The following is a 25,259-nucleotide window of genomic DNA, read 5'->3' on the forward strand; positions in this document are numbered from 1 at the left end:
CTGGCAGACAGGAGAAAATAGAGATGCGGCAATCAAGAAGGACACAACGGACCAGAACGGCGCTTGTCGCCGGCGGCGCGGGTTTCCTCGGTTCGCATCTTTGCGAGACACTGCTTCAGGCCGGGTTCCGTGTGATCTGTGTCGACAATTTTCTTACCGGTCGGATGGAAAACATCGTCTCGATGCTGGACAGTCCTCGTTTCCGGCTGATCGAGCAGGATATTTGCCGACCATTGGACCTTGCTGAGCCGGTCGACCGCATTTTCAACCTGGCGTGCGCCGCATCGCCGCCGCGCTACCAGGCTGACCCGATTCACACCACGCGGACCTGCGTGATCGGAACCCTCAATCTACTTGAGCTTGCCGCCCGAAACAATGCGCGCCTCCTGCAGGCATCGACAAGCGAAGTGTATGGCGATCCGGAACAGCACCCGCAAACGGAAGACTATGTGGGTCACGTGAACTGCACCGGTCCTCGTGCCTGCTATGACGAGGGCAAGCGAACCGCCGAAACCTTGTGCTTCGACTATTTGAGAACCGAAACGGCCGACATCCGGGTCGCGCGCATCTTCAACACCTATGGTCCGCGGATGGATCCTGCCGACGGCCGGATCGTCTCGAACCTGGTGATGCAGGCGCTCGAGAAGAGACCGCTGACGATTTTCGGCGACGGGCTGCAGACCAGGTCGTTCTGCTACGTCTCCGATCTGGTCGAGGGTCTGGTCCGCCTCATGGATGTCGATCCCAATCCGAGCCAACCGGTCAATTTGGGCAATCCCGGGGAATTCACCGTTCTTCAACTGGCCGGATTGGTGAGGGATATGACCCACAGCAACTCGGCCTTCAAATTCCTGCCACTGCCGCAAGACGATCCTCGCCGGAGGCAACCGGACATTTCCCGTGCAAAAGCCCTTCTCGACTGGTCGCCAAAGGTGCCACTCAAGCAAGGCCTGATGCAGACGATCAGCTATTTCATGGAGCTCGAGGCCAGCCGTAACGAGGATCGAATCTCCCCAATGGCGACAAGCGTGAGGTCCGTTTCAGGCCGACTGCAAAACCTGCCGGCGTGAAGTCGGGGAGAGCTATGCCCTCGGGCATGGTGAGACTCCCGACAGGCGTCTTCACTTTTTCTCATTGTGGGAACATCCGGTCTAGCTCGCCGTTGGGCGAATATCGGCAGGGAGAACGGACCCGTGCATCGAAAACGATCCGCCAGGGACATCGAGCAAATGGCAGAACGGGAAGCGGCTGCCTTTCTGAGACGTGCCTCGATCACGTACCTCGAATGCTGTGTGAGCCTGATGATGACGCATCTTGAGCGCGAGGAAGTGGCCTCCATCCTGGAAAAAGAAGCGGATATGCTGCGAACGCTCGATTGAGGCTCGCGTCGCTCAGGCTTCGATCGGCCCAGGCAACGCAAAATACAGGGCGCAGCTTTGATCCGAATAGAGGTTGGTGATTTTTCCAGGTCGCAAGGAACATTCCTGGCAGCTGACAGTTCGGCGCGAGGAACTTACCTTCAACAGCGATGGCGGCAGTTTCGTGGGATCAAAAAAGGTACGGATTGGAATAGCCGGCGTCGGCAATTGCGCGTCTTCCCTTGTCCAGGGCCTCTCATATTATCGGGACGCCAGAGGCAATGAGCCGATACCGGGCCTGATGCATGCTGATCTTGGCGGCTATCATGTCGCCGATATCGAGGTGGTTTGTGCTTTCGACGTCGCCAAGGGCAAAGTTGGGCGTGATGTGGCGGAAGCCATATACAATGCGCCCAACAATACCTTCCGCTTTGCCGATGTTGCGGCAACCGGCGTTCGCGTCGAGCGCGGACCGACATTTGACGGCATCGGCAAATATCTGCGCGATGAGATCGAGGAGGCAGAAGAGCCGGTCGCGAATGTCAGCGCGCTGCTTCGGGAAAGCGGCGCCGACGTACTGGTCTCATATCTGCCGGTCGGCTCCGAAGAAGCCACGCGTTTTTATGCAGAGTGCGCGCTCGAGGCCGGCTGCGCCTTCGTCAACTGCATACCGGTCTTTATCGCATCGCGGCCGGAATGGCGCCGGCGCTTTGAACAGCGCGGTCTGCCGCTGGTCGGCGACGATATCAAAAGCCAGGTCGGCGCGACGATCGTCCACCGCTTGCTCGCCAATCTGTTCCGCGAGCGCGGCGTCCGCATCGACCGCACCTATCAGCTGAATTTCGGCGGCAACACCGATTTCCTCAACATGCTGGAGCGCGAGCGGCTGGAATCGAAGAAAATCTCCAAGACGCAATCCGTAGCCAGCCAGTTCGACGTTCCCCTGGAGGCCGGCAACATCCATGTCGGCCCCAGCGACCATGTGCCCTGGCTCACCGATCGAAAATGGGCCTACATCCGCGTTGAAGGCACGACGTTCGGCGGCGTGCCGCTGAATGCAGAGCTCAAACTGGAAGTATGGGATTCGCCCAACTCGGCCGGGGTTGTTATCGACGCTGTCCGCTGCGCCAAACTGGCGCTTGACCGCGGCATCGCGGGGGCGCTGACCGGCCCTTGCAGCTATTTCATGAAGTCGCCGCCCGAGCAGTTCACCGATGCCGAGGCACGCCTGCGCACGCTGTCTTTCATAGCCGGGAGGGACGAGCCGATGCTTGATGCCGCGGAATGACGACGACGTTCTTCTTGATCCGCCATGCGGCGCACGACAATGTCGGCGACTATCTTGCCGGACGCATGGCTGGAGTTTGCCTCGGCGAAACCGGCAGGGCACAAGCCTCGCGCCTTGCCAGCCACATGGCGCCGCGGCCGCTGGCGGCCATCTGTTGCAGCCCGCGCGAACGAACCATGGAAACCGCAAAACCGATCGCAATCGCCCGCAATCGCGAGAAGATTACAATCCGCCAGGAACTCGATGAGATCGACTTCGGCGCCTGGTCGGGCAAGACCTTCGAAGAGTTGAGCCAGGACGCCGACTGGCTGACGTGGAACAGTCAACGCCAGCAGGCGAGGACGCCCGGCGGCGAGACCATGCTGGACGTCCAGCAACGTGTCGTCTCGCTGATGCAGCAGCTTCGCAAACCCTACCAGAACCAGTCCGTGGCACTGGTCAGCCATGCCGACGTGATCAAAGCCGCCGTCTGCAAGGTGCTCGGCTTGCCGCTGGGAGACTGTTTTCGCTTCGATATCGACCCCGCTTCGATCACCACGGTCGTGTCCGGTGACTGGGGCTCCAAGCTGATCCGACTGAACGAAGCCGCCTGACGAGGACTGCCGGATGCGTATGGTCATTTTCGGTCTCACCGTCACCTCCTCGTGGGGAAACGGACACGCGACGCTGTGGCGCGGGCTGATCCGTGCGCTCGGTCGCCTGGGCTGGTCGGTCAGCTTTTTCGAACGCAATACCCCGTACTATGCCGGCGCACGCGATCTTGACCATCTCGATGGTGGCAATGTCGTTCTCTACCCGGAGTGGGAGGACATTCGCCATGTCGCGGAACAGGCTATCGGGGAATCCGACGTCGTCATCGTCACGTCCTATTGCCCCAACGCCGTGGAGGCATCGCGCCTGGCGCAGCAGGCCTGTCGCGGGCTGAAGGTTTTCTACGATCTCGACACCCCCGTCACGCTCGCCCGGATAGAACAAGGTCTACGACCGGCCTATTACGGGCCCGAGGGCCTTCACGATTTCGACCTCGCCCTCAGTTATACGGGGGGAACCGCAATCGATGCGCTGAAAACGCTGCTGGGCGCCCGCCGAGTCTTGCCTCTCTACGGCCATGTCGATCCCGACCGACACCGGCCGGCCCAGCCCCGGGCTGAATTCGCCGGGGATTTGTCCTATCTCGGAACGTATGCGGCCGATCGCCAGGCCGGCGTCGAAAAGCTGCTGGTCCGCACGGCAGCGCGCCTGCCGGACCGCCGTTTCGTCATCGGCGGCGCCCAATATCCGCAGGAATTTCCGTGGGGCGAAAACATCTTCTTTGTCAGGCACCTTCCGCCTGCGGATCATCCGGCCTTCTTCTGCTCATCGCGCCTGACGCTGAACGTGACGCGCGAGGCGATGGCCAAGAGGGGCTGGTGTCCTTCGGGCAGGCTGTTCGAGGCGGCAGCCTGCGGCGCGGCGATCGTGAGCGACACCTGGCCCGGGCTGAGCAGTTTTTTCCAGCCCGGCAGCGAGATCATCCTGGCGGACAGCACCGACGACGTGGTCGCGGCAGTCGGCTTGCCTGACAGCGAAGTCGACGCCATCCGGCGCCGGGCGCGCGAGCGGGTGTTGGACGAACACACCTCTGCGCAGCGCGCCAGGGAACTCGACCGCCTCCTGTCCGATTCATTGCCGGGCTTGGGACAGGGCTTGGCGGCGGGCGAGCCGTTGAAGGAAGCAATCTGATGTTGGGCATCGTGCCCGCCGCCGGCCGCGGCAGCCGCATTCAACCGCTCGGCTTCTCAAAGGAGCTCCTGCCGGTCGGCAGCCGCATCGACGGCCAGACCGAGCGTCCTTGCGCGGTGAGCGAGTATCTGGTGCGTCGCATGGTGCGCAACGGTGTCGACAAGATCTGCTTCGTCATCGGATCGGGAAAATCAGACATTCTCGAATACTACGCCGCCGGCTACGGCGACGCCGCCGCATTGTTTGTCGTGCAGCCCAACCCCGTCGGTCTTTGCGACGCGATCTTCCGCGCCGCGCCGCTGGTCGCGGCGGACGAGACGGTTCTGGTCGGCCTGCCGGACACGATCTGGTTTCCGGAAGATGGCTTTTGCCGCCTGCCGGACGACCGGCTGTCGTTTTTGCTCTTCCCGGTGGATCACCCGGAACTCTTCGATGCCGTCGTTCTCGACGGGGATGACCGGGTGAAGGAGATCCAGGTCAAGCAACAAGGCGCTGCATCGAACTCGATCTGGGGGGCGTTCAAGATGCCGGGCCGCATACTTCACCAGCTTGCCGCGCTTTGGCGCGAGCGGGATCAAAGCGACGAATATGTCGGCACCCTTATCAACGCCTATCTGGCGGCCGGCGGTGAGGCTTGCGGCGTCAAGGCAGGCACCGCCTATGTCGACGTCGGCACGTTCAACGGCTACCGCACCGCACTTCGGCTGCTCGAGAACAACGACACTACGTTGGAGGACCCGAAAAACCTCATGTTCGTGCTGCCGGGGCAAGCAATACCAAGCCATCCAGGCGAAGGAGGCTAGCCATGCTGCATTCGAACGCCGAAATCCGCCGCCGCATCGATGCCCTTGGCCCGTGGTTCCACAACATGGAGCTGGCGGGCGTCGAAACCGCTCCCGACCATTTCCTCGGCAACTACCCGCTGATCAAATGGCGCAAGTTCGCCGACGCCATTCCTGCCGATCTGTCCGGCAAGGCCGTGCTCGACATAGGCTGCAACGCCGGCTTCTACTCGATCGAAATGAAGCGACGCGGCGCCGGCCGCGTCCTCGGCATCGACTTCGATGAAGCCTATCTGGCGCAGGCGCGCTTCGCCGCCGAAATCGCTGACTGCGACATCGAATTCCAGCAGCTTTCGGTCTACGACGTTGGCGCCCTGCGGGAGAAATTCGACATCGTCCTGTTCATGGGCGTGCTTTATCACCTGCGCCACCCGCTGCTCGCTCTCGATCTGATCCGGGAGCACGTTGCCGGCGACCTGATGATCTTCCAGTCCATGCAGCGCGGCAGCATCGAACTGCCTGCGCTCGATGAGAATTATCCTTTCTGGACCCACGATCTGTTCGACCGGCCGGAGTTTCCGAAGCTGCATTTCGTCGAGCATCGCTATGCCGACGACCCGACCAACTGGTGGATTCCCAATCGCGCCTGCACAGAGGCGATGCTGCGCAGCGCCGGCTTCGAGATCGTGCTGCACCCGGAGCAAGAGGTTTATTTCTGCCGCGCCGCCGGTGAGCCGGCCGGCGGCGGCGCCGTCTACCCGTCGAAAGGACAACTTCATGATTGAAGCCGCGATGATCTGGAACGAGCCGAACAACAAATCCCATTGGGATCCCGAACTCGACCCCGACTGGAGCCGCTTCGCCAACATGGCAATACTGGCCGCCGATGCGATCGCATCGGCAAACCCGGCCGTGACCAGGATACTGGGCGGCATTTCGCCGATCGATGCCGATTTCATGGCGCTCATGAAGCAATACGGGGTGCTCGATCATGTCGATGCCGTCGGTGTGCATGGTTTCCCACTCGACTGGAATCTCTGGCAGATTCAGGAATGGCCGCAGAAGATCGGCGAGATTTCGACCGTTACCGATCTTCCCGTATGGGTCAGCGAAGTTGGCGTGTCGAGCTTCGGGGCGGAGGAGGTGCAGCTCTGGGGTTTGCGTCGGAGCGCCGAACTGCTGCTCGGCAATGCCTCGCGCGTGCAATGGTACAGCCTCTACGATCTTCCGCGCGAATGGGGGGCAACGACGCGTCATCGCGAGGCCGAAGGCTCCTCCTACTACCGCCACTTCTACATGGGCCTGCTCCGCGAAGATGGCACGCCGAAACCCGCGCTCGAAGAATTCCTGCGTTACGCACCCGGGATGGGGCTGGTGCAATGGTTCCACTTTGAAGATCCCCGGCTGGACGACGCCGTCGCCTGGATGAAACGGCTGGGCGTCACCAATCTGCGCACCGGGCTTTCGTGGGCCGACAGTTTCAGGCCGAATGCGCTGGATTGGTACGACCGGCAGATGGAAGCACTTGCCGATTTCGACGTGACCATCACCTTCTGCTTCACGCCAGAGCACCGCGGAGTGATGCCGCATCACACCAGTCCGCCGCTGGTACCGGAGGAATTTGCGGAGTTTTGCGCGACGATGACCCGCCGCTACGCTCCCGCCATGGCTGCCTCGCCGGTCAGAGCGGTGCGGGCTTCGGCAGCGTGAGTGTGTCATGCAACACGCAGCTGACAGGTCCGGACCGCTTGCCGAATTCGCGGCCTTGTTGCTAGGTGCTGCTCCGCGCGGCTCTGACGGTGCTGAAATCATGATCGTTGTCGCGCATCCGGACGACGAGACCATCGGCATCGGCGGGCATCTTGCCGGCTTGCGCGGATCTCGCATCGTTCATGTCACCGATGGCGCGCCGCGAGACCTTGAAGATGCGCGAGCATACGGCTACGAGACGTGGCAGGACTATGCCGGGGCCCGCCATCGGGAGTTGGAGGCGGCGCTGGCGGCAGCGGGATTGCCGTCGACGGCCCTGATCAGCCTCGGTTATCCCGACAAGCAGGCCGCCGGAAATCTTGGCTCGCTCGCACGGGAACTGACCGGCCTTTTGGCCGAGCGCGATGTCAGCTTCGTCTGCACGCATCCTTATGAAGGTGGTCACCCCGATCATGACGCGACCGCCTTTGCCGTCCATGCGGCCTGCCATTTGCTGCGCCGCGGCGGACGCCAGGCACCGGCCATCGTCGAAATGGCGTTCTATTCGGCCGGGCCTGAGGGTGCGGTCCTTCAGGATTTCAACAGTCATTCCGGCAGCGAGCGCATCGAATTGCACCTTGCGGAAGCGGCTTTCGAACGGAAGCAGTGCATGCTGGCCTGCCACCGGACACAGCAACGGACGCTGGCGCCGTTCACGGCGCGCATCGAACGTTTCCGGGTGGCGCCTGCCTATGATTTCCTGGCGCTGCCGAACAGCGGCAGGCTTTATTACGAGGCGCTGCCGCTCGGCTTCGAGCCGGCGGTTTGGCTTCACGCCGCGGCCGCTGCGCATGAGGAGCTTGGGCTCGACCGGCCATGACCCTCACCGTCCTGAACGTCGCCTACCCTCTCGCGCCAGTCGGCCCGGATGCGGTTGGCGGTGCCGAGCAGGTGCTGTCGATGCTCGACCAGGCACTCGTGCGCGCGGGACACGCTTCCATCGTGATCGGTTGCCAGGGCTCGAAAGCGGCGGGGGTGCTCATCGAGACGCCTGCTGAACCAGGTGTGCTCGACGATGCGGCGAAGAAACGGGCACAGCGCTCTCACCGCACCGCGATAGAAGTCGCACGCGCCCGTTGGCCGATCGACGTGGTTCATCTGCACGGCATCGATTTTGATGCCTATCTGCCTGATAATGGCCCGACCCTGGTAAGCCTGCACCTGCCGCTCGACTGGTATCCCGCCGATGCCTTGCGCACGGTCCGCGACGATCTATGGCTTCACGCCGTCTCGATGGCCCAACAGAGGACCGCGCCGCCGGGTGCCAGGCTGCTGGCACCCATTCCAAACGGCGTGGATATCGATGCGCTGAGCGGTCGGCAGTTCAAGCGCAACTTCGCGCTGGTGCTCAGCCGCATTTGCCCGGAAAAGGGCATCCACCTGGCACTGGACGCGGCCAAACAGGCTGGCGTGCGGCTGATCATCGGCGGCAAGGTCTACCCTTACGAAACGCACACGCTGTACTTTCGTGACGAAGTCCAGCCGCGCCTCGACCAGCGCCGCCGCTTCCTCGGTCCGCTCGGCTTCGTCGCGAAGCGGCACTTTCTCAACGCCGCCCGTTGCCTGGTCATTCCCAGCCTTGCCGCGGAAACCAGCTCGCTTGTCGCGATGGAGGCTCTCGCCTGCGGCACGCCGGTCGTCGCCTTTCCAAACGGTGCGCTGCCGGATGTGGTCGAACACGGCAAGACGGGCTTTCTGGTCAACGACATCCATGAGATGGCGGAGGCCATCGTCGCAGCCTCCGGCCTGAATGCCGAGACATGCCGGGCCGAGGCGCGGCGGCGCTTTTCGCTCGACCAAATGATTTCGTCTTACATGGACGCCTACCAGGCGCTGGCAGGACTTGGTGCCGGCCGCAGGCGCCTGGCGGCGGTGCAGTGAGCGGCTTTCATGCTCCGCTCCGAGATCATCGACGATCCGGCCGCCTTTGAGGCGCTGGCGCCGCGCTGGCGGGAGCTGTGGGCGCACAGCCGGACAGCGACGCCGTTCCAAAGCCCCGCCTGGCTGGTGCCGTGGTGGCGCGCATTCGCGCCCGGGGAGCTGGCGACGATCGCCGTCTGGCGAGGCGACGATCTGGTGGGATTGGCACCGCTTTACCTGGAACACGCAACTTGCGGGTCGAGACTGCTTCCGGTTGGGATTTCGTTGAGCGACTACCTGGATGTCCTGTGTTGCCCCGGCATCGAAGCGGCTGTCGCCGCCGTCATCGCCGACCGGGTTCTGGCGATCAATTGGTCGCAATGGATCTTACCGGACCTGCCGGCCGGTGCTGCCGGTCTCACTATCACGCACCCTGCGCTGGAGGCGGATCAACCCGTCGACCACGCCGCTTGTCCCGTGCTGCCGATCGCTGGCGACGATGCGCTCGCGGTCTGCATTCCGGCGCGGCGAAGACGCCAGTTGCGCCGCGCGCACAATGCCGCACGCCGGCGCGGCTGCGTCTCCATCATACCGGCGCAGGCCGATCTCAAAGCGTTTTTCGATCACCTGATCCGCCTTCACGGCGCGCGTTGGGCCGGGCGCGGCGACGGCGTCCTGGCCGATCCGGCTGCAGAAGAATTCCATCGGCAGGCGCTTCCCATGCTTGCCGCACAGGGTCTTGTCCGATGCTGGCTTGTTGCCATCGACGATGCGGTCGTCGGCGCCTATTACGGATTTCATCATCGCCACCGCGCCTACGCCTACCTTGGCGGTTTTGATCCGGCCTATGCCGAGGAAAGTCCCGGCGCAATCCTGATCGGTCACGCGATTGCCGAAGCGGCTCGTGAAGGGGCGCGGGAGTTCGATTTTCTGCGCGGCCAGGAGAGCTACAAGTATGGCTGGGGGGCCGTCGACCAATGGACAATGCGAAAGGTCTGGACGCGGAGCATGGCTCGATGAGCGCCACCGGACGAAAGCCATCGCCCCAGGCGGCATCGACCGCAAAAATGCTGATCGAGGAGTGCATGGCCGACGGCGCCTGCGTCGACGCCATCATTGCCAGACTGGCGCTGCGCTTCGAGACCGGGGTCGATGCCGCAGAATTGGCCGATGTGGCGCTGGAGATGCGTTCAGCCGACCTGCGAAAACGCGACAGACTGGAGCGGATCGCCGATCTGCTTCGTCACAGGCCTGACATCTTCACCACGCTGCGCCAAACAGGTGCCGCCGTCCGCCACGAACGCGATGAATGGGAAACTGACGCCGCGGTCGTCAGGCGGCTGGCCGCCGGCTTTGATGCCGCGGCGACGATTTCCCAGGCGGCGAGCGTTCAACTGTCTTCGCTGGGAGACGAGGAGAAACTCACCGCCGCCACCGACGAGATCGTCGCATGGTTGCAGCGGCAAGGCTTCACCGGCCGCGACCAGGACATACTGGACATTGGTTGTGGCATCGGCCGCTTCGAAAGCGCGCTCTCGGATGCCGCGCACCGGATTGTCGGCATCGACATATCCCTGGAGATGATTTCGGTCGCTCGTCGGCGATGTGCCGGGCTGCGCAATGTGGATCTGCGGCAGACCTTTGGTCTCGATCTCGCCGATTTTACCAACGCAAGCTTCGATTGCGTGCTGGCTGTCGACAGCTTCCCCTACCTGGTGCTGGCTGGCCTGGCGGAGCGGTATTTCGAGGAAATTGCGCGTGTTCTGAAACCGTCAGGCGTGGCAGCACTTCTGAATTACTCCTATCGCGGATCGACGGCGCTGGATCGTGCCGATGTTCACCGCCTCGCCGAAGCCCATGGCATGCAGGTCGTGGCTGACGGCGCGAAGCCGTTCCGGCTGTGGGACGGCAATGCCTTTCTTCTTGTGGCATCCGAGGGAACATTACGGCGCAATGATTGTTCGGGCGTCAAAGAGACGAGGGCGTCAAAGAGACAGGCGCACCAAACAGACAGGGCACCTGTGAGTGCCGACAATCCGAAGGAGGACTAGAAGGCATCCCGGCGGCAAGATAGACATCACCTCTGCGTCAAGTAAAGGCTCCGGCGGCCGGCGCGATGACTGATTTGGCCAAGGACAAGGTCAAGGAAACGCGGCTTTGCTTTGTCCAGCAGAGCCTGGGAAGCAGCACACCGAGCAACGCCGGCTCGATGGCAATCGGATCAACTCCGATCAGTATCACGCCGCAGATCGTCTCTCCCAAGACTGACTGCTGCAACCGCAAACGCCAATCATGACCAGTGGCCAGTCGAGGTCACGAGAGTCGAAATGTCGAGCGCACCCGGCAACAGCGCCGGGAGGACCCGAGGGGAAAGCATAGGCTTCCCCGACGAGACCAGCAGCTTCGATACACAATGCTGTGCAAGGGACGGGCTGTGCAAGGGACGGCGCTGACTGTGAGGACGCGCGAATCCTTGCAAACTCTGATTGCCGTCACCACACTGGTGAAGGGACTGATTCGTTAAGAGAACACTATGTCTCGCTCGAGCGACGATAGCATCAGCCCGAAACTCCGGCTGGCAATAGACCGGAAGATTGCATCTCTGCTGACTGCTATCGAGCAGGAAAAGGTCCCCGACCAGCTGACCGACCTTGCGGTTCAATTGCAGAATGCGCTTGTCGAGAAGCGTCGATGCAAAGCAAAGAAACAGGACTAGCTATCGGCGCCTGTCGACTGCGAAGTTTCCCTGTGCTGCTGACAGGTGATTGCGTCGTTCCACCAATGTCTGCAAGGAACTTTCGCCGAGGTATTCCAGCACGCTGGCACGCGCTCGGTTAAGGCGGCTTTTTACCGTTCCAACCGCGCAACCGCATATTTCGGCAGTTTCTTCATAGCTGACGCCAAGGACCCCGATCAGCATCAGGACCTCGCGCTGATGCTCCGGCAACCTCTGGACCGCGTTGGCGACTTCCTTGCTCTGAACGGACCACTCCTGCGTCGCTTCCGTAATCGGGATTGCGGAGGCGCAGTCAAGCAGGCCCGGCTTTTCCCTGTCGGCGGCCTTGATCCGCGTATAATAGCTATTGCGCATGATGGTGAAGAGCCATGACTTCATACGCGTTCCGGGCTCGAACTTGTCGATGTTGGCGAGCCCTTTGGTCAATGTCTCCTGGACCAGGTCGTCGGCATCGTCGGGAACCCGGCAGAAGGTGCGGGCGAAGGCGCGCAAGGCAGGTATCAGGTCAACGATGGAAACGTCATCCGTTTCCTGGTTGGCCAAGGGGTAGCCCCTGGAGGACAATGGTCCAGCTCCCAGCAAGAAAGAGTTGATGAACGCAGACGCTAGCTAAATGCATGAAGGTTTGGATCGTTCCGGACATCGAAATAAGGTGCTGGAAAATCTCGGATTGGGCGGGCGGCCGTCTATGACCGGTCGTTGTTCTTGGCCGCCTCTTCCCGCTGCTTTTTCAGGACTTCGTCAGTCCCGACCAGCTTTTTCGCCCCGCCGGATATCGCTGTGGACACCACCGCCGGCGGGTCGCTCGCGGGAAAAGAATCCTCAAGCCCGGCCTGCAACTGGTCTTCCAGGGTCTTCGGCTCTTCCGACCGACCAGGCGTCCTTCGGGCTTCTGCTCCCTCCAGCGGCTGTTTCATGTCAGGCGAACTACTGACCTCGCGAACGCAGGCGTAAAGCTGTTCGATGGCAAATTCCTTCATTGTCTCGAAATCGGCCTTCTCATCGCGCATTGCCTCGATCTTATCGACCATGGTCTTCTCGAACCGGTCAAGGCTATCGCGTCCGCAAGCCTGGCAAAGACGCAACAATGCTTCGTGGAGCACTTTCGGACCAAAATAAGCAGACGCCTCGAGCTTGAGCCGCTGCAGATGCTCTGGAGTCACCGCCTGAAGTTTTGACATATGCAGCCCCTTTCGCCTGCCGAGCATATCAACGGCGTTGGTCGGCAGATGTTCCAATCACCCGCGACCGGGCTCGCTAAACGGGTCGCTCGGCCACTCAACGCCATGCCGAACGCCAACGCCAACGATAGCGGGCTCTCTCACCTGACATTTGCGTAATGTCTTTTAACCCATTGGTCTTCTTGAAGATTCCGGCTCAAGCTAATTCAAGCCTGGCAATGGCAGTCGGCCACGCCGGTTCAAGAATCCCGGACGGCAAGGCACTACCTGCATCTTGCGAGCGGAGCCTGGCGATCTTCGCCTGGGCTCCGCAAGCCTGTCACCACCAGGAATCAGGCGGCGGCTTGGAGGGCACGTTGGTTGACACCACCCTCGCCCAACCCGGTCAGCGCTTCGTCTGTCGCGACCTCTTCCTTGAGCGTTGCCTTGAGAAGGGCGGCGACATCGGCCTTTCCCATCTGTTCCGCCCAGGCGACAAGAGTGCCGTACCGGGCGATCTCGTAATGTTCGACGGCTTGCGCCGCTGCGACCAGTCCGGCATCGAGCGCAGGAGCACCGTCATAGTCTTCGAGGATCTCGGAGCCTTCTTCAATGATGCCGTCGATCGCCGGGCAGGTCTTGCCGCGTGCCGCCTTGCCAAATTTCTCGAACACCTCCTCGAGCCGGTCGACGTGAACTTCCGTCTCCATGCGATGTTTTTCGAAGGCAGCAGTCACTTTTTCCGACTCCGCGCTTTTGGCCATTTTCGGCAGCGCCCTCAGTATTTTCTTTTCGGCGTAGTAAAGATCTTTCAGCCCGTCGAGGAACAGGTCCTCAAGGCCCTTGGTTGTCGCTTTCGCAGCTTTTTTCGCAGTTGCCATGGTCGTCTCCCGCTGAGGTTTGGAGCTAGCCTCCCTAACTGGGAAGGCGACCGATAACCCCGCCGGCCGGCAACAAGTTCCCTGATGATTCGAGCCGCTGGAAATTTTTCGCCTCAGGCCGCGCAGGTGCTGCAAGGCTTACGCTGGCGAGACGGCGGTGCGAGCAAATGGCTTCGCCAGCAATCGGCTCAATCGATCCGCTTGATACGACCCTTGTCGAGACGGAACACTCCATCCTGGCCGCCCTGCCTCTCAAAATCGGTAAGCAGATCGTCCCAGGTCCCGAGGAATTCGCCACAGTCGTCGCAAAGGATCCGGTCGTCAGGACCGGCGTCGGCCGGAATCCTCAGCCTTATCGTCAAGCAATAAGGGCATTCCAACTGGTGGTTAAGATACTGTGTGGTCATCGACGACAGCAAGAATGCACTGGAAACGTGGCCCCTGCAACCTGCTCGCGCCGGGGCAGGACGCTTGCATCCATCATATGCCGTCTTTGGTCGGAGGCCAGCCAGACTGGGCCGTTGGCGGAATGTTGTCGGAAGTCACCTCACCCCGCTTGAGTTTTCGAATGGCCTCATTGGCTTCGAGTTCATCGAGGCCGGAAAGCGGCATGCCGTCAACCACGACGGCTTCCTCGCTCTCGTCGTCATAGACTTCCCACAGGCCGTCCGAATTCTGTCGTTTGTTGTAGATGGTTGGCATGGCCGCTCCCCTCGATACCGCTATTGAACGCGTGCTACCCACTCCAGAGCCTGGGTCTTTTCGTCCGCCGGGAACACCCTCGCCTCGATCTGCGGGAACAGTGCGCCCGTCATTTCGGTAGCTGCCTTGATCCACTGTTTTTCGGACACCACTGCGGCACGCTGGAAGCGGTGGAGTTCGCCAAGTTTGCTCAAGCCGTACTGCAGATCGCGGCGCAACGCGTCGCCCGTCATGTCCTCCAGATCGGTAAGGTCGGCCAGGATGCCGATCTCTTCATGTTCGCTCAGTTTCTCTTCGATGGTCGGGATGATCTTGTCGTAGTCCTCCGCGGTCACGGTACCGGCAACGCGAAATGCGGCGACATTCCCAGGAGCAGAAATAACCTCGATCACTTTTTCCTCCTTCGGATTGGTTTTCGGGATCATGCCGAACAACTCAAGCCGCCGACGGATGTTCCCTGGTCCTAAGCGTTTTTAGACACTAATCCGCCGCTTTCTTTGGCGGCTCCCGGGTCGCATGCGTGACGACGGTATAGCGCGTGATCGGACCCTCATCGGGGTCTTCTCCTTGAAAGTGAACGTCCGCGTTCTCAGGCGGCCGGCTGGTATTGCCGAACGTCTTGACCGCGGACGCACGCACCAGTTGGATGTCCGGGTCCTGCTTCATGATCTTTATTGCCGCAAGCTCGGCAGTGCTGCTGCCGCCAATGCGCCAGCTGGCCTCGAGCACACCGGATCGCCAGATACCCGACGAATCGACACCCTGGCCGATATCGTAGTTGCGCCGCGAGGCGAAAAATCCAGGACACTCGGCCATCGCCGCGTCATAGGCCCTCGCCTGCGCAATTGCCAAAGCTAGTGCGCGGGGAAGCTGAAGGTCTTCGAGAGCTTCCCATCCGCCGCGCACGACGATGAGATCAGACCCGCCATAAACGGATTGTCCCGCATTGTCGGTCGTCGTCGTTTGAGTGCCGTAGTAGGCGACCATGATTTCGTCGATCTCCGTTCTGCCAACACTCAATGTGACGACGTCACGAAGGTCGGCTTCGAGCACCAGACCGCACTCGTCCAAGTCGGGGGAGCGGTATTGCTCGAGCAGTCTCTCGACGTCAGCGACCGTGCGAACGATGTGCTGGTCCTGGCCTCGCGAGGCAAGCGGTGGCTTGAGCCGGGCCAGCCCATGCCTCAGCAGGCGTTGCGCTGCTCGCAGCGCATCGTGCCGCGAAAACACGGTGTAGCCAGGCAATACTGCGGCGGCGACAGTTCTGCCGAAGCCGGTTGACCATTCTTTCGGTCGCTCGGCCAGGTCGTCGACCAGTTCGTGGGTTATCGCCTTAGTGGTCGCGAATCGCCAAGGCACCACGCCGCCGAAGAGGTCTTGCGGCCCGTTGATACCCAGCCGCGCCGCATCGCTGGCAAGCAAGCTGTCGTCCGGCACGAAGTACAAGCGCCCGCCATTGCCGCTGCTGTGGCCTAGACCCTGCCGGAAGGCAAACCCCTTGAGCGTGGCAATGGTGCGGGCGACGGCAGCTATGGCTTCCCGCTCGTGAGCGTAGAGAGGCTCGCAGCCCGGCGCGGAGAATGCGATCACGGTGCCTTTTGGCTGGCTCTTCTGAGTGCCTCTGTGCTCGGTCATCTCGCTCATTCCGGTGCTTCCTCGTCATGGCCATTGGGCGCCGATGTTTGCGGTCCCGACGCGCCCTGCCCCGGGAGAACGCAGCAGATGGCAGAACGTTCAGCCCGGATTGGCAGGCTCGCCGCGCGGGCGCAGACGCTGGTATCCAGCCGTACCTTGGAGCGCGCTGCGGTGCAGAACCTTTGATCGCCGAGGGACAGCGCCCCCCTCTGTCCTGCCGGACATCTCCCCCACACGGGGGGAGATCGGCAGCTTCGCGGACAGCGTCCCTTTTTTGCACGGTTGGTGGTTGGCGAAATCAGCGATGAAGGCCAATCTCCCCCCTCGTGGGGGAGATGTCCGGCAGGGCAGAGGGGGGCGCGAAGGATCGCTGCGGAGCGCTTTTATTCTGAGCCGCTGCATTCTTCGGCTAATTGCCACTGGAACGGCAACAGCCGGATGACCCGCGTTTTAATCATTCGCGTTGAATATCCCGACTGACCGTTCGCCGCCGTCGGCTTGCAAGGATGGCGGAAAGGGTGACCGGGCGAAAATCCCAGCTGTCGACGCCGGCGTCGTACTGGCGCGTGACCGGGCTCAGCCTGCCGTGGGAATGGCCATGCAGATTGATCGATTTCTTGCCGATCTGATTCCAGGTGCGAAAAGGATAGTGGCAAAGGATCAGCAACCTGCCGTCTATCGTCAGTTCCTTGTAATGCTGTGTGCTGGCCCAACCCGCAGCCTCTATGGTCGCCGCGCCATCGTTGTTGCCGACAATCAGATGCTTCTCGCCATGAAGAGACGACAGCAGCGACGCAACGAATTCGGCTGATCCCCTGGCAAAGTCGCCGAGATGCCAGATCTGGTCATCCGGGCTGACCGTTTCGTTCCAGAGCGAAATCAGCGCTCGATCGTGTTCGGCCAGCGAGCCGAACGGGCGGCGATCGATGCGCAGAATGCGGGGATCGCTGAAATGTGTGTCGGCCGTGAAATAGATCATGGTCGTTCACAGCCTTTGCGGACGTTGTCCGAACCTCGCCTTCCCGCAATTAACATTTGAGGTGGCCAACAAGATCAGACGCGGCTAACATACTCCTCGCCTTGGAGAGTATCGTGCGCACGAGACGTTTCAGAAAGCCAATTGTCGTTCAACCCGGTCGGATCGATCGTGACAGGGTTGTTTTGTCTGTCTCCGATGCGGCTGAAGTGCTGCTGAAGGACTGGCCGACGCCAGCGTCCAAGACGCGTCTGGCTGCAATCGCAGCCTGCCTTGCTGTTATCCGCGGCGATAAGCCGCCAAGGGTCGCGCGCCAGGCGTTCATCGTCGCGGCCAAGGACGCGAGGATCCTGCTCGGCGAACAAATCTAGCCCCGTCAGGCAGAGTCTCGTTCAGGCCATTCGATCTCTTCCTTTGACCTGCTCCTGCAGATTGGCACTCGGCGCGCTTCGCTTCGCCAGGTGCTGAAGTCGAGTCGGTCAGACAATCGCTCGATCCCAACCGCCATAGTGCTGGTCGCTGCGCGTGCCGCGCGGCAGGCTGAGCACGATCAGCGCCAGACCGATCGCAACGTCCGCCACGATCGCCAGGGTTTCACCGCCGGCAAGCACGAAGGGGGACACCGCGATCCATGCGCCAAGCACGACATTGAGGAAGCGCACCGGCCGGACCACTTCGGCCATGGCCATGACTGCGACCATGACAATGAGACAGCCGACGACGTGATCGCTGAAGTAAAGCGGTGGCTGCGTGCCGAAGATCAATGGCGTGGTCATCAGCAAGGCGCCGAGCAGCGTGCTTGCTGCCAGCGTCCACGGGAAGTTGACGCCGCCGGTGACAAAGTCCTTCAGCACCTCGAAAACCGGACGGTCGAGGTCGGCGCCGGGCGTCTGGTTCTCCGACAGCGCCGGTCCGCCCATCCAGAAGGTACGCCAGAACGGCTCGCCTGCCCTCGTCGCGCCCCAGAGATACTGGATGGTCGCCAGCACCTCGTCGACGGAGTAAGGGATCAGCACCACCGTGACGGCGGCCTGGAGAATGCAGAGCGTGCACAGCGCGCCAATCAGCGGTGGCTGGATGATGATGAAGGACACACTGACCACGCCAAGCGGAACGATCAGTAGGCCGAACAGGAGCACCATCCACGGCATGGTGCGCCAGCGCCGTCGGTCGCCGATCGCGCCGGCGAGGATATCGAGGCAATAGGCGAAGGCGCCGAGCCCGGCATCGGCGATTGGAAAACCCTTCGAGACCCATGACGTCACCACCGCCTCGCTGCCGTTGCGCACCGGCGCGCCACCGGGGCCGAAGAACGGATCCCACAGCCCATCCGCGTGGCCCATCTGGAAGGCGGCGAGATAGCGCGAGACGAACAGGCCGACGAAGGCTAGCGCCACGATCGGAATCCGCTGCGTGAAGGTCGATGGCGAATAGGTCCAGCCCAGCGGAATGTCGTCGTCGGCCGCCAGCGCGCGGCCGCTGATGCCAGGGGTCGGCGGGATCATCACCGCAAAGGCGACGATCAGCATGCCGACGAGCGTGTCGATGGCATAGGCGGCGGCGCTGGTCGTCCAAAACAGCAACGGCGCCAGCATCACCCAGACTCCGAGCGACGCCGTGATCCACTGCACCCAGCGCCGGCGTCGGGACATGCCCATCAACGCAAAGGCCGTCACCAGCAGGCCGGAAACGATCTCGCTGACGCCGAGGCTTGCGTTGCGCAATTGCGGCTCCGCGACAGCGTGCCCCAGAGCGGGTGGCATTGCGGCTGTGACGGGGTCGAACAGGCCAACTGTCATCGGCGAGGTGACCAGCCACAGTCCGAGCGCAGCGTTGGTCATCGGCGCCCAGAGCGTCCTCGACCGATGCCGTTTTATCGCCGCTTCGACGTCTTCCTTGCTTCGCTCGAGCGGTCCCTTGAGCCGCCTTTCGGCCTGCTCGATCTCGGGGTCGGAAGCCGCGACAACCGGCGGATCGAGCTTGTTGGCCGCATACCAGTCCGTGGGGTCCTGTTTCAGCCGGCGGATCATCTCCGGCAATGTGTCCAGCAGATTGTGTCTGGGCGCCCAGCCCAGCAGGGTTTTGGCCCGCGAGATGTCGATCTCGTAATGATCGTCCGAGTTCTCGATCATCCACGGTTTGATGTCGGTGTCCTGGTCGAGCACCTCCGTCTGCACCCACGCGCCCAGCTTCGTCAGCTGCTTCGGCAGCGTCAGGGTGCGCCAGTCCTCGCCATGGATAAGCCGGCCGATGCGCTTCTGCATCTCCTCGTATGACGGGGTGTCTTCTTCGCCGATCAGAAGCACGGTCTCGGCCGGAAGCTCGGCGCGCCGGTCGACGGTGCGCACCACCGCGTCGACGAGATCGTCCTTGTGCAGATACGGCTGGCCGGCGGTGATATCGCCGGCGAACAGATAAGCGGTCGGCAAGCGCTCGAAGATGCGGGCGATCTGCTGGGCAACAAAGGCCGCCCGGCAGTCTTCGTCATAGACGCCGGCGAGCCGCAGGGTCACCGTCTTGATCTGGCCGCGCTCCCTCGAAATCAGCGCCTCGGTTTCGGCTTTCGATCTTGGGTAGGCCCAGGCCGGGTCAAGCGGCGAGTCCTCATTGATTTTCGCGCCCTTCTCCGGGCTTGGCGCATGGACGAGAAGCGTGCTGGAGAACACGAACTGTTCGCTCTCGACCGCCGTCAGCGCCTTCAGGAGCCGGCGCGTGCCCTGCACGGTGACGGCGTCATATCTGGGGTTGTCCTCGCCGGTCGTGTCATAATAGGCGGCAAGATGGACGACCGAAGCGATGCGGCCGCCGCTGCGCTCCCCTGCCGCCTGCACAGCCCTGCTCACGCCCTCATCGGAGGTGAGATCGATCTCGATCGTCTCCATGCCGGCGGGGGCATGCTTGGGTTTTGCGACGTCGAGGCCGATGACGCGATAGCGATCGATCAAGCCTCGCGCGATCGCCTGCCCCAGGAAGCCGCTGCTGCCGGTGACAAGAACCGTCGGAAGGGTCGTGCCGTGATTTGCCACGGCTCAGGCCTGTTCGCCAAGCCGTCTGAACTTCAGCCCGGCAACCTGCCGGTTCGGATCACGGTTAGCCGCAGTTCCATTCAGCCGGATGTGGCGCAATGTCTTGTCGAAGCTCATCATTGCCTCAAAGAAGGAAGCGCCTCGCGCCCCACTCAGTGAGTAACACCGGCATGGCGGAAATGTTTCCGCGTCAGGTCGGGAAAATTGTTGCTATCCATCCGGAGAGACGGATCTGTTCCGCCCGCCTATTCGGCGTTCCATTCCGCCTTGCGTGCCCGCGCTTCCTCGAAGATCAGCTTGAACTCCCGCATCATCGCGCTCTCAATGGCGAATGCACGGCTTGGCACGGCGCCGGGGTCTTCCTGATTGTTCTGGAATTGAAAACGGGCCTCCAGTTCGGCCCATATTCGCTCGGAGGTCTTGTCGGGGCCGGCAAGCAGCGCGACGACCAGCGCCAGAGTCTCTCGCTGGGCATTGAGCCGACCCTCGATCTCTTCATTCGTCAATTCGGACATGTGGGATCGCTTCCAGTTTCAGGCGAAACGGCAGAATCGCGTCCTTGTTCCGGAATTCAGCTCGTCGGCTCGCAGAGAGAGCCTACTGCTCCCTGAAAGCTCGCTGGATCTGATCCGCCAAAGGTTTCACGAGATAGGACAGCATGGTGCGGTTGCCGGTCGAAAAGAACACCTCGACAGGCATGCCTGGCGCCAGGACCACGCCCTTGAGCCGACTAAGCTCTGTGCGCGGTAAAGCAACATGCACTGTGTAAAAGCCGGTGCCTGTTTTCTCATCGACGTTGAGGTCGGCAGAAATCTTGCTGACGGCACCATTCAGTTCCGGCGTCGTTTGCTGATTGAATGCCGACAGCCGCAGGGTCGCGCCTTGCCCTGGCGTCAATTGATCGATGTCTTGCGGAGCCACCCGCGCCTCGACGGTCAGGTCGTCCGTCACCGGGACAATCAGCATGATGAGCTCGCCTGGAGATATAACGCCACCGACCGTGTGCACGCCGAGCTGATGAACGACACCGTTCTGCGGACTGCGTATGTCGATGCGTTTGAGCTGATCTTCGGCCGAAACCTTGCGCTCGACGGACTCGGAGATCTTTGCCTGGACGTCTCGCAGTTCGCTTGCCACTTCGCTGCGCAAATCCTGGTCGATCTGGATGATCTGCAAACGGATTTCGGAGGTACGACCCTTCGATTGCGCTATGGCCGCAGTCAGTTGCCCGTGCTCGCCTTTAAGCCGCACGGCATCGCGTTCAAGCGCAGTAATACGATCGATCGAAACCAGCTTGCGTTGCCAAAGTCTGCGCATGCCTTCGAGCTCAAAGCCGATCAACTTGATTTCCTGGCTCTTGGCATCTCTTTGCTCGGTCAAGCCGGAAACCTCTTCGGCAAGCTGCGCAATGCGCTCCTGCAACTGAGCCTTCTGACCGGCGCGTGCCTGTCGGCGAAATTCGAACAGAGATTGCTCGCCGGCCATCGCCCGACCAATCTCGGGGGCATCCTGGCGTGACACAAGCGAAGCTGGAAAGACGATGCCTGCCTTGCCGTCGCGCTCGGCCTCAAGGCGAGCCAGCCGCGCCTCGAATTCGTCCAGGCTCTTCGAGACGATCGCCAAATTGGCCCGGGTGATGGTCTCATCGAGGCGGATCAAGACCTTGCCCGATTGCACGGCATCGCCTTCCCGGACGAAGATTTGACCGACAACGCCACCCGTCGGATGCTGCACCTTCTTGACGCTGGAATCGACAACCAGCTTTCCCGAAGCGATGACGGCTCCGGAAATCTCGGTGACGGCAGCCAAGCTCCCCGCCCCGCCAACCAGCAGCATGCAGGTTGCGACACCGCCAAGCAGATAGCGTCGAATGGTGCGATCGGCCGCGAATATCATGCGTTGCGCCATCAGGATGCCGTCTCTTCTAGTCCGGAAACGACTTTCAAGGGAACGCCCGCCGGGCGGGTTATCTTGTTCAAGATCTCATTCTTCGGGCCAAAGGCCTGAATACGGCCATTCGCCATCACAAGAACCTGATCCAGGCTGGCCAGCGCGCTCGGACGATGTGCGACCACGACGGCTATACCGCCTCGCGCGCGCACGCCTTGGATCGCCACCGTCAACGCCGCCTCGCCTTCCGCATCGAGGTTGGAGTTGGGCTCGTCGAGAATAACCAGAAACGGGTCACCGTAGAGAGCCCGGGCAAGCGCCACCCGCTGCCTCTGGCCAGCCGAAAGCGCCGAACCGGCCTCGCCGATGCGCGTCTCGTAGCCTTCCGGCAGGTGGATGACGAGATCATGAACGCCGGCCGCGCGCGCAGCCGCCAGTATCTTGTCCGAGGGCGCTTGCGGTTCGAAGCGCGCGATGTTCTCGGCAATGGTGCCGTCGAACAGTTGCACATCCTGAGGCAGATAGCCGACATGCTTGCCCAGTTCTTCCGGCGACCACTGGTCGAGCGTTGCGCCGTCCAGCCTGACGGTGCCGCGGATTGGCAGCCATATCCCGGCAATTGCCCGAACGAGCGATGACTTGCCCGAAGCGCTCGGCCCGACGATGCCGAGGCCGACGCCCTTTTCAAGTGCAAAGGTGGCGTCCTGCACGACCATCCGGCGCTCACCCGGCGGTGCGACACTGATATTTTCGACCGAAAGAGCAGATCTCGGAGCAGGCAGCGAGACACTTGTCGCAGTTTCGGGAAGCAGGACCAAAAGCTGGGTCAGCCGGGCCCAGGCCTGGCGGGCGGTGACGAAGCCCTTCCAGTGGGCGATAGCCAGTTCGATCGGTGCGAGCGCCCGGCTCATCATGATCGAACTGGCGATCATGATGCCGCCGGTCGCTTCCTGATGGATGACCAGATAGGCGCCGATCGCCAGGATGCCCGATTGCAGCATCATGCGCAGGATCTTCGCGATCGTTGCGAGCGTCCCGGCAAGGTCGCTGGCTGTTGCATTGGTGTCGAGGTAGCCGGCATTGATCCCTGACCAGCGCTCGGCGATGCGCGAGCCAAAGCCCATGGCCTGCAGAACCTCGGCATTGCGACGTGTCGCTTCGGCAAGTGTATTGCGCGCTGCCGCTTGACTGTTTGCCTTTCTGGCGGGCTCTCGCGTGCGTATTTCGGCAAGCAATGCCAGGCTGAACAGAATAACCACGCCGGCCAGCGCCGTCATGCCGATCCAGAAGTGGAACAGGAAGCAGATAGAGAGGTAGAGCGGCATCCACGGCAGGTCGAAAAGCGCGGTCGGACCGGCGCTCGACATGAACGATCGCACCTGGTCAAGATCGCGCAAGGATTGAAGGCCGTCGCCTGCGAGCTTGGTGCGCAGCGGCAGACGCATGAGGGCAGCATAGACCTGTCCGCTCAAGCGCGCGTCCAGCGCCATCCCGATGCGCACCAGCAAACGCGACCGGATGAGTTCGAGAACGCCCTGAAAAACGAAAAGTGTGCTGGCAAACACGGCGAGCCCGACGAGCGTCGGCACGCTGCGGCCGGGTATGACACGATCATAGACCTGCAGCATGAAGAACGAGCCGGTCAGCGCCAGGACATTGACGACGCCGCTCATCAACGCAATTCCGGCCAACGCTCGCCGGAAGGAAGCCAAAACCGCCGCGAGTGTCGTTCGCGGCGGCTCGGGTGGAATGGGATGCGACGTCGGCTTCACATCAGTTCCAGTTCGGTCTCAGGCGGCAATGGCCGCGCCCGAAATGATGACGAACGTGTGTCGGTGCCGAGTCCATCTGTCAAATGTCAGATAACCCAGTCTTGCAACGCATAGGCATGGATGTAGTCGATCTGCATTTCGGCAGGCGTCGCAAGCTCGTCGGCGGGCTCTCCCGCCTGGCCACCGATCCCCATATTCACCAGCATATACATCGGGTCATGCATGTCGGCAGGCGTTGCGGCACGAGCGACTTCGACGTCGTCGAAATACCAGACGAGTTCGTCTTCTGTCCAAAGCACACCATACGTGTGGAACCCTTCGGTATCCGCGGCATAGGCCGTCGTGCCTACTGTTGTATGAGTTCCCGTCGCGTTCGAGTGGCCTGTCAGGATGAGCTTGTTTGGATCTTTACCAAACATCTCGATGACGTCCAGTTCCGGTGGCCAAGAGCCGTCCGCCGGGAGAAGCCAGAAGGCCGGCCATGCCCCTTGTGTTTCGGGCATGTCGGCTCGAATTTCAAAATAGCCGTAGGTCTGTGCGAAGGATTCGTAGGTCGTGAGCAACCCTGACGTGTATTCGTAGTTATTTATGTAGGGACGGATCGCCTCAGGAGCCCGGGCGGCGGTAATGGTTAGAACGCCGTCCTCAATGCTGAATGGATTGACGGAGCGTGTCGGGGCGTAGTCGGTATCGATGTACCATTGAAGATCATTGTTGCTCGTGAGCGTGCTGCCGTTCGCGGCCCCCCACCAGTAGTTCGAGTCCCAGGTGCCGCTCGAGCCGTTCCACAGGTCCAACGTATCGAACTCGTCCGAAAAGGTCAGTTCCAGGGCCGACCTGTCCACGGCCAGCTTGAACTGGCTTGCGGTGAAATCGCCGATGGTCTTGTTGGCAAAGACGAGAAACTCGCCGTCGGACAGATTCAGGCGGACGTTGGCTCCCGACTGGACCATGTTGGCGCGCACCTCTTCGAAGGAGGTGAAGCCGTAGCTCCCGACGCGAACCGTATCCGTCGCGCCAAGGTCCAGGATCAGATCACTGCCGTTGCCGGGGTTGACGACGAAAATGTCCGCCCCGGATCCGCCCTTGAGCACGTCATCGCCCTGCAAGCCGTCGAGCGTCTGTTGGCCGGAGCCGCCGGTAACGATGTTGTTCAGCTCGTTTCCGAAAGCATAGCGCTTGTCGCCGGTGACCGTCAGGTTCTCGAAATTCGCCGGGAGTTTGTAGCTCATCCAGGTCGAGATGGTGTCCACCCCTTCGCCGGACAGCTCGACCGCCTTGTTTTTCGCGGCATACAGATAATAGATGTCGTCGCCCTTGCCGCCACGCATTGTGACGGTGACGGCAGCGTCGCCATACATCGAGTCGTTGTATGTGCTGCCATAAAGTGTCGGGCCGGAATTCGTCGCCGAATACCACTTTACGGAGGATCCGCTGTAGGGAAGTGGAACGCCTTTGGCGTTCAGTACCGTGGCCATCCCGGTCCTTTCTCCTTTGTCTCGCTCGATACCAGCCCTAACATCTATCGAGGGCAAAAGTAGCCAGTACTTTTTCACTTTCCAGTTCGGAAGGTTACCAAATGGTTATCACGTAGTGGGAGCACTTGCCGGGGAGCTTCACTGCCTCGAGTGCATAAGGTTGGGCCACTGCAACATGATCGAAGATGTGGTGAGGCAGATCGAGACCGACTCTCACCGCATTTCGCATCTCGAATAGCATTA

At 61.6% G+C, this 25,259-nt stretch carries 27 protein-coding genes; 14 read left to right on the forward strand and 13 right to left on the reverse strand.

What is annotated here, in order from left to right:
- Positions 1–23 precede the first annotated feature (23 nt).
- The 13 genes from AC0L2Z_RS07345 to AC0L2Z_RS07405 all read left to right on the forward strand — a co-directional run bounded on the left by AC0L2Z_RS07345 (position 24) and on the right by AC0L2Z_RS07405 (position 11,055).
- Positions 24–1,070 (forward strand): UDP-glucuronic acid decarboxylase family protein, encoded by a 1,047-nt coding sequence (locus AC0L2Z_RS07345; RefSeq protein WP_473627352.1) that lies wholly within the window; start codon positions 24–26, stop codon positions 1,068–1,070.
- Positions 1,071–1,229: 159 nt separating this feature from the next.
- Entirely contained in the window at positions 1,230–1,379 is a 150-nt protein-coding gene (locus AC0L2Z_RS07350; protein ID WP_202363653.1) for a hypothetical protein, read from the forward strand.
- 163 nt (positions 1,380–1,542) lie between these two features.
- Positions 1,543–2,646, forward strand: coding sequence for an inositol-3-phosphate synthase (locus tag AC0L2Z_RS07355; RefSeq protein WP_031255702.1), 1,104 nt, complete (start codon positions 1,543–1,545; stop codon positions 2,644–2,646).
- A complete protein-coding gene (locus AC0L2Z_RS07360) occupies positions 2,643–3,239 on the forward strand; it encodes a histidine phosphatase family protein (RefSeq protein ID WP_473627354.1) in 597 nt (198 codons plus the stop codon). Before AC0L2Z_RS07355 ends, AC0L2Z_RS07360 begins: the two co-directional genes overlap by 4 nt.
- A gap of 13 nt (positions 3,240–3,252) precedes the next feature.
- Complete coding sequence (locus AC0L2Z_RS07365; RefSeq protein ID WP_473627355.1) at positions 3,253–4,368, forward strand: CgeB family protein; 1,116 nt, start codon at positions 3,253–3,255, stop codon at positions 4,366–4,368.
- Entirely contained in the window at positions 4,368–5,171 is an 804-nt protein-coding gene (locus tag AC0L2Z_RS07370) for a sugar phosphate nucleotidyltransferase (protein WP_473627357.1), read from the forward strand. The genes AC0L2Z_RS07365 and AC0L2Z_RS07370 overlap by 1 nt, the downstream gene beginning before the upstream one ends.
- Positions 5,172–5,173: 2 nt before the next feature.
- Positions 5,174–5,935 carry a TIGR04290 family methyltransferase gene (locus AC0L2Z_RS07375; RefSeq protein ID WP_091590195.1) on the forward strand — a complete coding sequence of 254 codons (762 nt, stop codon included), beginning with the start codon at positions 5,174–5,176 and terminating at the stop codon, positions 5,933–5,935.
- Positions 5,928–6,860, forward strand: coding sequence for a glycoside hydrolase 5 family protein (locus tag AC0L2Z_RS07380; RefSeq protein ID WP_287217076.1), 933 nt, complete (start codon positions 5,928–5,930; stop codon positions 6,858–6,860). The genes AC0L2Z_RS07375 and AC0L2Z_RS07380 overlap by 8 nt, the downstream gene beginning before the upstream one ends.
- Before the next feature lie 7 nt (positions 6,861–6,867).
- Positions 6,868–7,719, forward strand: coding sequence for a PIG-L deacetylase family protein (locus AC0L2Z_RS07385; RefSeq protein WP_473627359.1), 852 nt, complete (start codon positions 6,868–6,870; stop codon positions 7,717–7,719).
- A complete protein-coding gene (locus tag AC0L2Z_RS07390; protein WP_473584159.1) occupies positions 7,716–8,780 on the forward strand; it encodes a glycosyltransferase in 1,065 nt (354 codons plus the stop codon). The genes AC0L2Z_RS07385 and AC0L2Z_RS07390 overlap by 4 nt, the downstream gene beginning before the upstream one ends.
- Positions 8,781–8,789: 9 nt before the next feature.
- Positions 8,790–9,779, forward strand: coding sequence for a GNAT family N-acetyltransferase (locus tag AC0L2Z_RS07395; RefSeq protein WP_473627361.1), 990 nt, complete (start codon positions 8,790–8,792; stop codon positions 9,777–9,779).
- The gene (locus tag AC0L2Z_RS07400; RefSeq protein ID WP_473627363.1) at positions 9,737–10,810 is read left to right on the forward strand and encodes a class I SAM-dependent methyltransferase; all 1,074 of its coding nucleotides are present in this window, start codon (positions 9,737–9,739) and stop codon (positions 10,808–10,810) included. Before AC0L2Z_RS07395 ends, AC0L2Z_RS07400 begins: the two co-directional genes overlap by 43 nt.
- A gap of 65 nt (positions 10,811–10,875) precedes the next feature.
- Complete coding sequence (locus AC0L2Z_RS07405; RefSeq protein WP_128172219.1) at positions 10,876–11,055, forward strand: hypothetical protein; 180 nt, start codon at positions 10,876–10,878, stop codon at positions 11,053–11,055.
- Positions 11,056–11,475: 420 nt separating this feature from the next.
- Here the strand turns inward: AC0L2Z_RS07405 and AC0L2Z_RS07410 are convergent, their stop codons facing one another.
- The 8 genes from AC0L2Z_RS07410 to AC0L2Z_RS07445 all read right to left on the reverse strand — a co-directional run bounded on the left by AC0L2Z_RS07410 (position 11,476) and on the right by AC0L2Z_RS07445 (position 16,853).
- On the reverse strand, positions 11,476–12,039 hold the full coding sequence (locus tag AC0L2Z_RS07410) for a sigma-70 family RNA polymerase sigma factor (RefSeq protein ID WP_128245339.1): 564 nt from the start codon (positions 12,037–12,039) through the stop codon (positions 11,476–11,478).
- Between the two features lie 143 nt (positions 12,040–12,182).
- The gene (locus AC0L2Z_RS07415) at positions 12,183–12,734 is read right to left on the reverse strand and encodes a hypothetical protein (RefSeq protein ID WP_245277670.1); all 552 of its coding nucleotides are present in this window, start codon (positions 12,732–12,734) and stop codon (positions 12,183–12,185) included.
- 275 nt (positions 12,735–13,009) lie between these two features.
- The gene (locus AC0L2Z_RS07420) at positions 13,010–13,537 is read right to left on the reverse strand and encodes a YciE/YciF ferroxidase family protein (RefSeq protein WP_023799488.1); all 528 of its coding nucleotides are present in this window, start codon (positions 13,535–13,537) and stop codon (positions 13,010–13,012) included.
- Positions 13,538–13,725: 188 nt separating this feature from the next.
- On the reverse strand, positions 13,726–13,899 hold the full coding sequence (locus AC0L2Z_RS07425) for a hypothetical protein (RefSeq protein WP_245277671.1): 174 nt from the start codon (positions 13,897–13,899) through the stop codon (positions 13,726–13,728).
- 118 nt (positions 13,900–14,017) lie between these two features.
- Entirely contained in the window at positions 14,018–14,239 is a 222-nt protein-coding gene (locus AC0L2Z_RS07430; RefSeq protein ID WP_023799490.1) for a hypothetical protein, read from the reverse strand.
- 20 nt (positions 14,240–14,259) lie between these two features.
- Positions 14,260–14,664 (reverse strand): SpoIIAA family protein, encoded by a 405-nt coding sequence (locus tag AC0L2Z_RS07435; RefSeq protein ID WP_473627365.1) that lies wholly within the window; start codon positions 14,662–14,664, stop codon positions 14,260–14,262.
- Positions 14,665–14,719: 55 nt separating this feature from the next.
- A complete protein-coding gene (locus AC0L2Z_RS07440; protein WP_473627367.1) occupies positions 14,720–15,883 on the reverse strand; it encodes a DUF3182 family protein in 1,164 nt (387 codons plus the stop codon).
- Between the two features lie 445 nt (positions 15,884–16,328).
- Entirely contained in the window at positions 16,329–16,853 is a 525-nt protein-coding gene (locus tag AC0L2Z_RS07445) for a metallophosphoesterase family protein (RefSeq protein WP_128245337.1), read from the reverse strand.
- Positions 16,854–16,966: 113 nt separating this feature from the next.
- On the opposite strand from AC0L2Z_RS07445, the gene AC0L2Z_RS07450 reads away from it, so the two are divergent.
- Positions 16,967–17,221, forward strand: a complete 255-nt coding sequence (locus AC0L2Z_RS07450) for a DUF982 domain-containing protein (RefSeq protein ID WP_023799494.1) — start codon at positions 16,967–16,969, stop codon at positions 17,219–17,221.
- A 108-nt stretch (positions 17,222–17,329) separates the two neighbouring features.
- On the opposite strand, the gene AC0L2Z_RS07455 is transcribed toward AC0L2Z_RS07450, so the two are convergent.
- The 5 genes from AC0L2Z_RS07455 to eglC all read right to left on the reverse strand — a co-directional run bounded on the left by AC0L2Z_RS07455 (position 17,330) and on the right by eglC (position 25,016).
- Positions 17,330–19,876, reverse strand: coding sequence for an NAD-dependent epimerase/dehydratase family protein (locus AC0L2Z_RS07455; protein ID WP_473627368.1), 2,547 nt, complete (start codon positions 19,874–19,876; stop codon positions 17,330–17,332).
- A 245-nt stretch (positions 19,877–20,121) separates the two neighbouring features.
- Entirely contained in the window at positions 20,122–20,391 is a 270-nt protein-coding gene (locus AC0L2Z_RS07460) for a hypothetical protein (RefSeq protein ID WP_128180203.1), read from the reverse strand.
- 82 nt (positions 20,392–20,473) lie between these two features.
- Complete coding sequence (locus AC0L2Z_RS07465; protein ID WP_473627369.1) at positions 20,474–21,784, reverse strand: HlyD family type I secretion periplasmic adaptor subunit; 1,311 nt, start codon at positions 21,782–21,784, stop codon at positions 20,474–20,476.
- Positions 21,784–23,538, reverse strand: a complete 1,755-nt coding sequence (locus tag AC0L2Z_RS07470) for a type I secretion system permease/ATPase (RefSeq protein WP_473627370.1) — start codon at positions 23,536–23,538, stop codon at positions 21,784–21,786. Before AC0L2Z_RS07470 ends, AC0L2Z_RS07465 begins: the two co-directional genes overlap by 1 nt.
- 86 nt (positions 23,539–23,624) lie before the next feature.
- Positions 23,625–25,016, reverse strand: a complete 1,392-nt coding sequence (gene eglC / locus AC0L2Z_RS07475) for an endo-1,3-1,4-beta-glycanase EglC (protein WP_473627371.1) — start codon at positions 25,014–25,016, stop codon at positions 23,625–23,627.
- Positions 25,017–25,259: the final 243 nt, after the last annotated feature.

It is taken from the genome of Mesorhizobium sp. WSM4850, assembly GCF_055811735.1.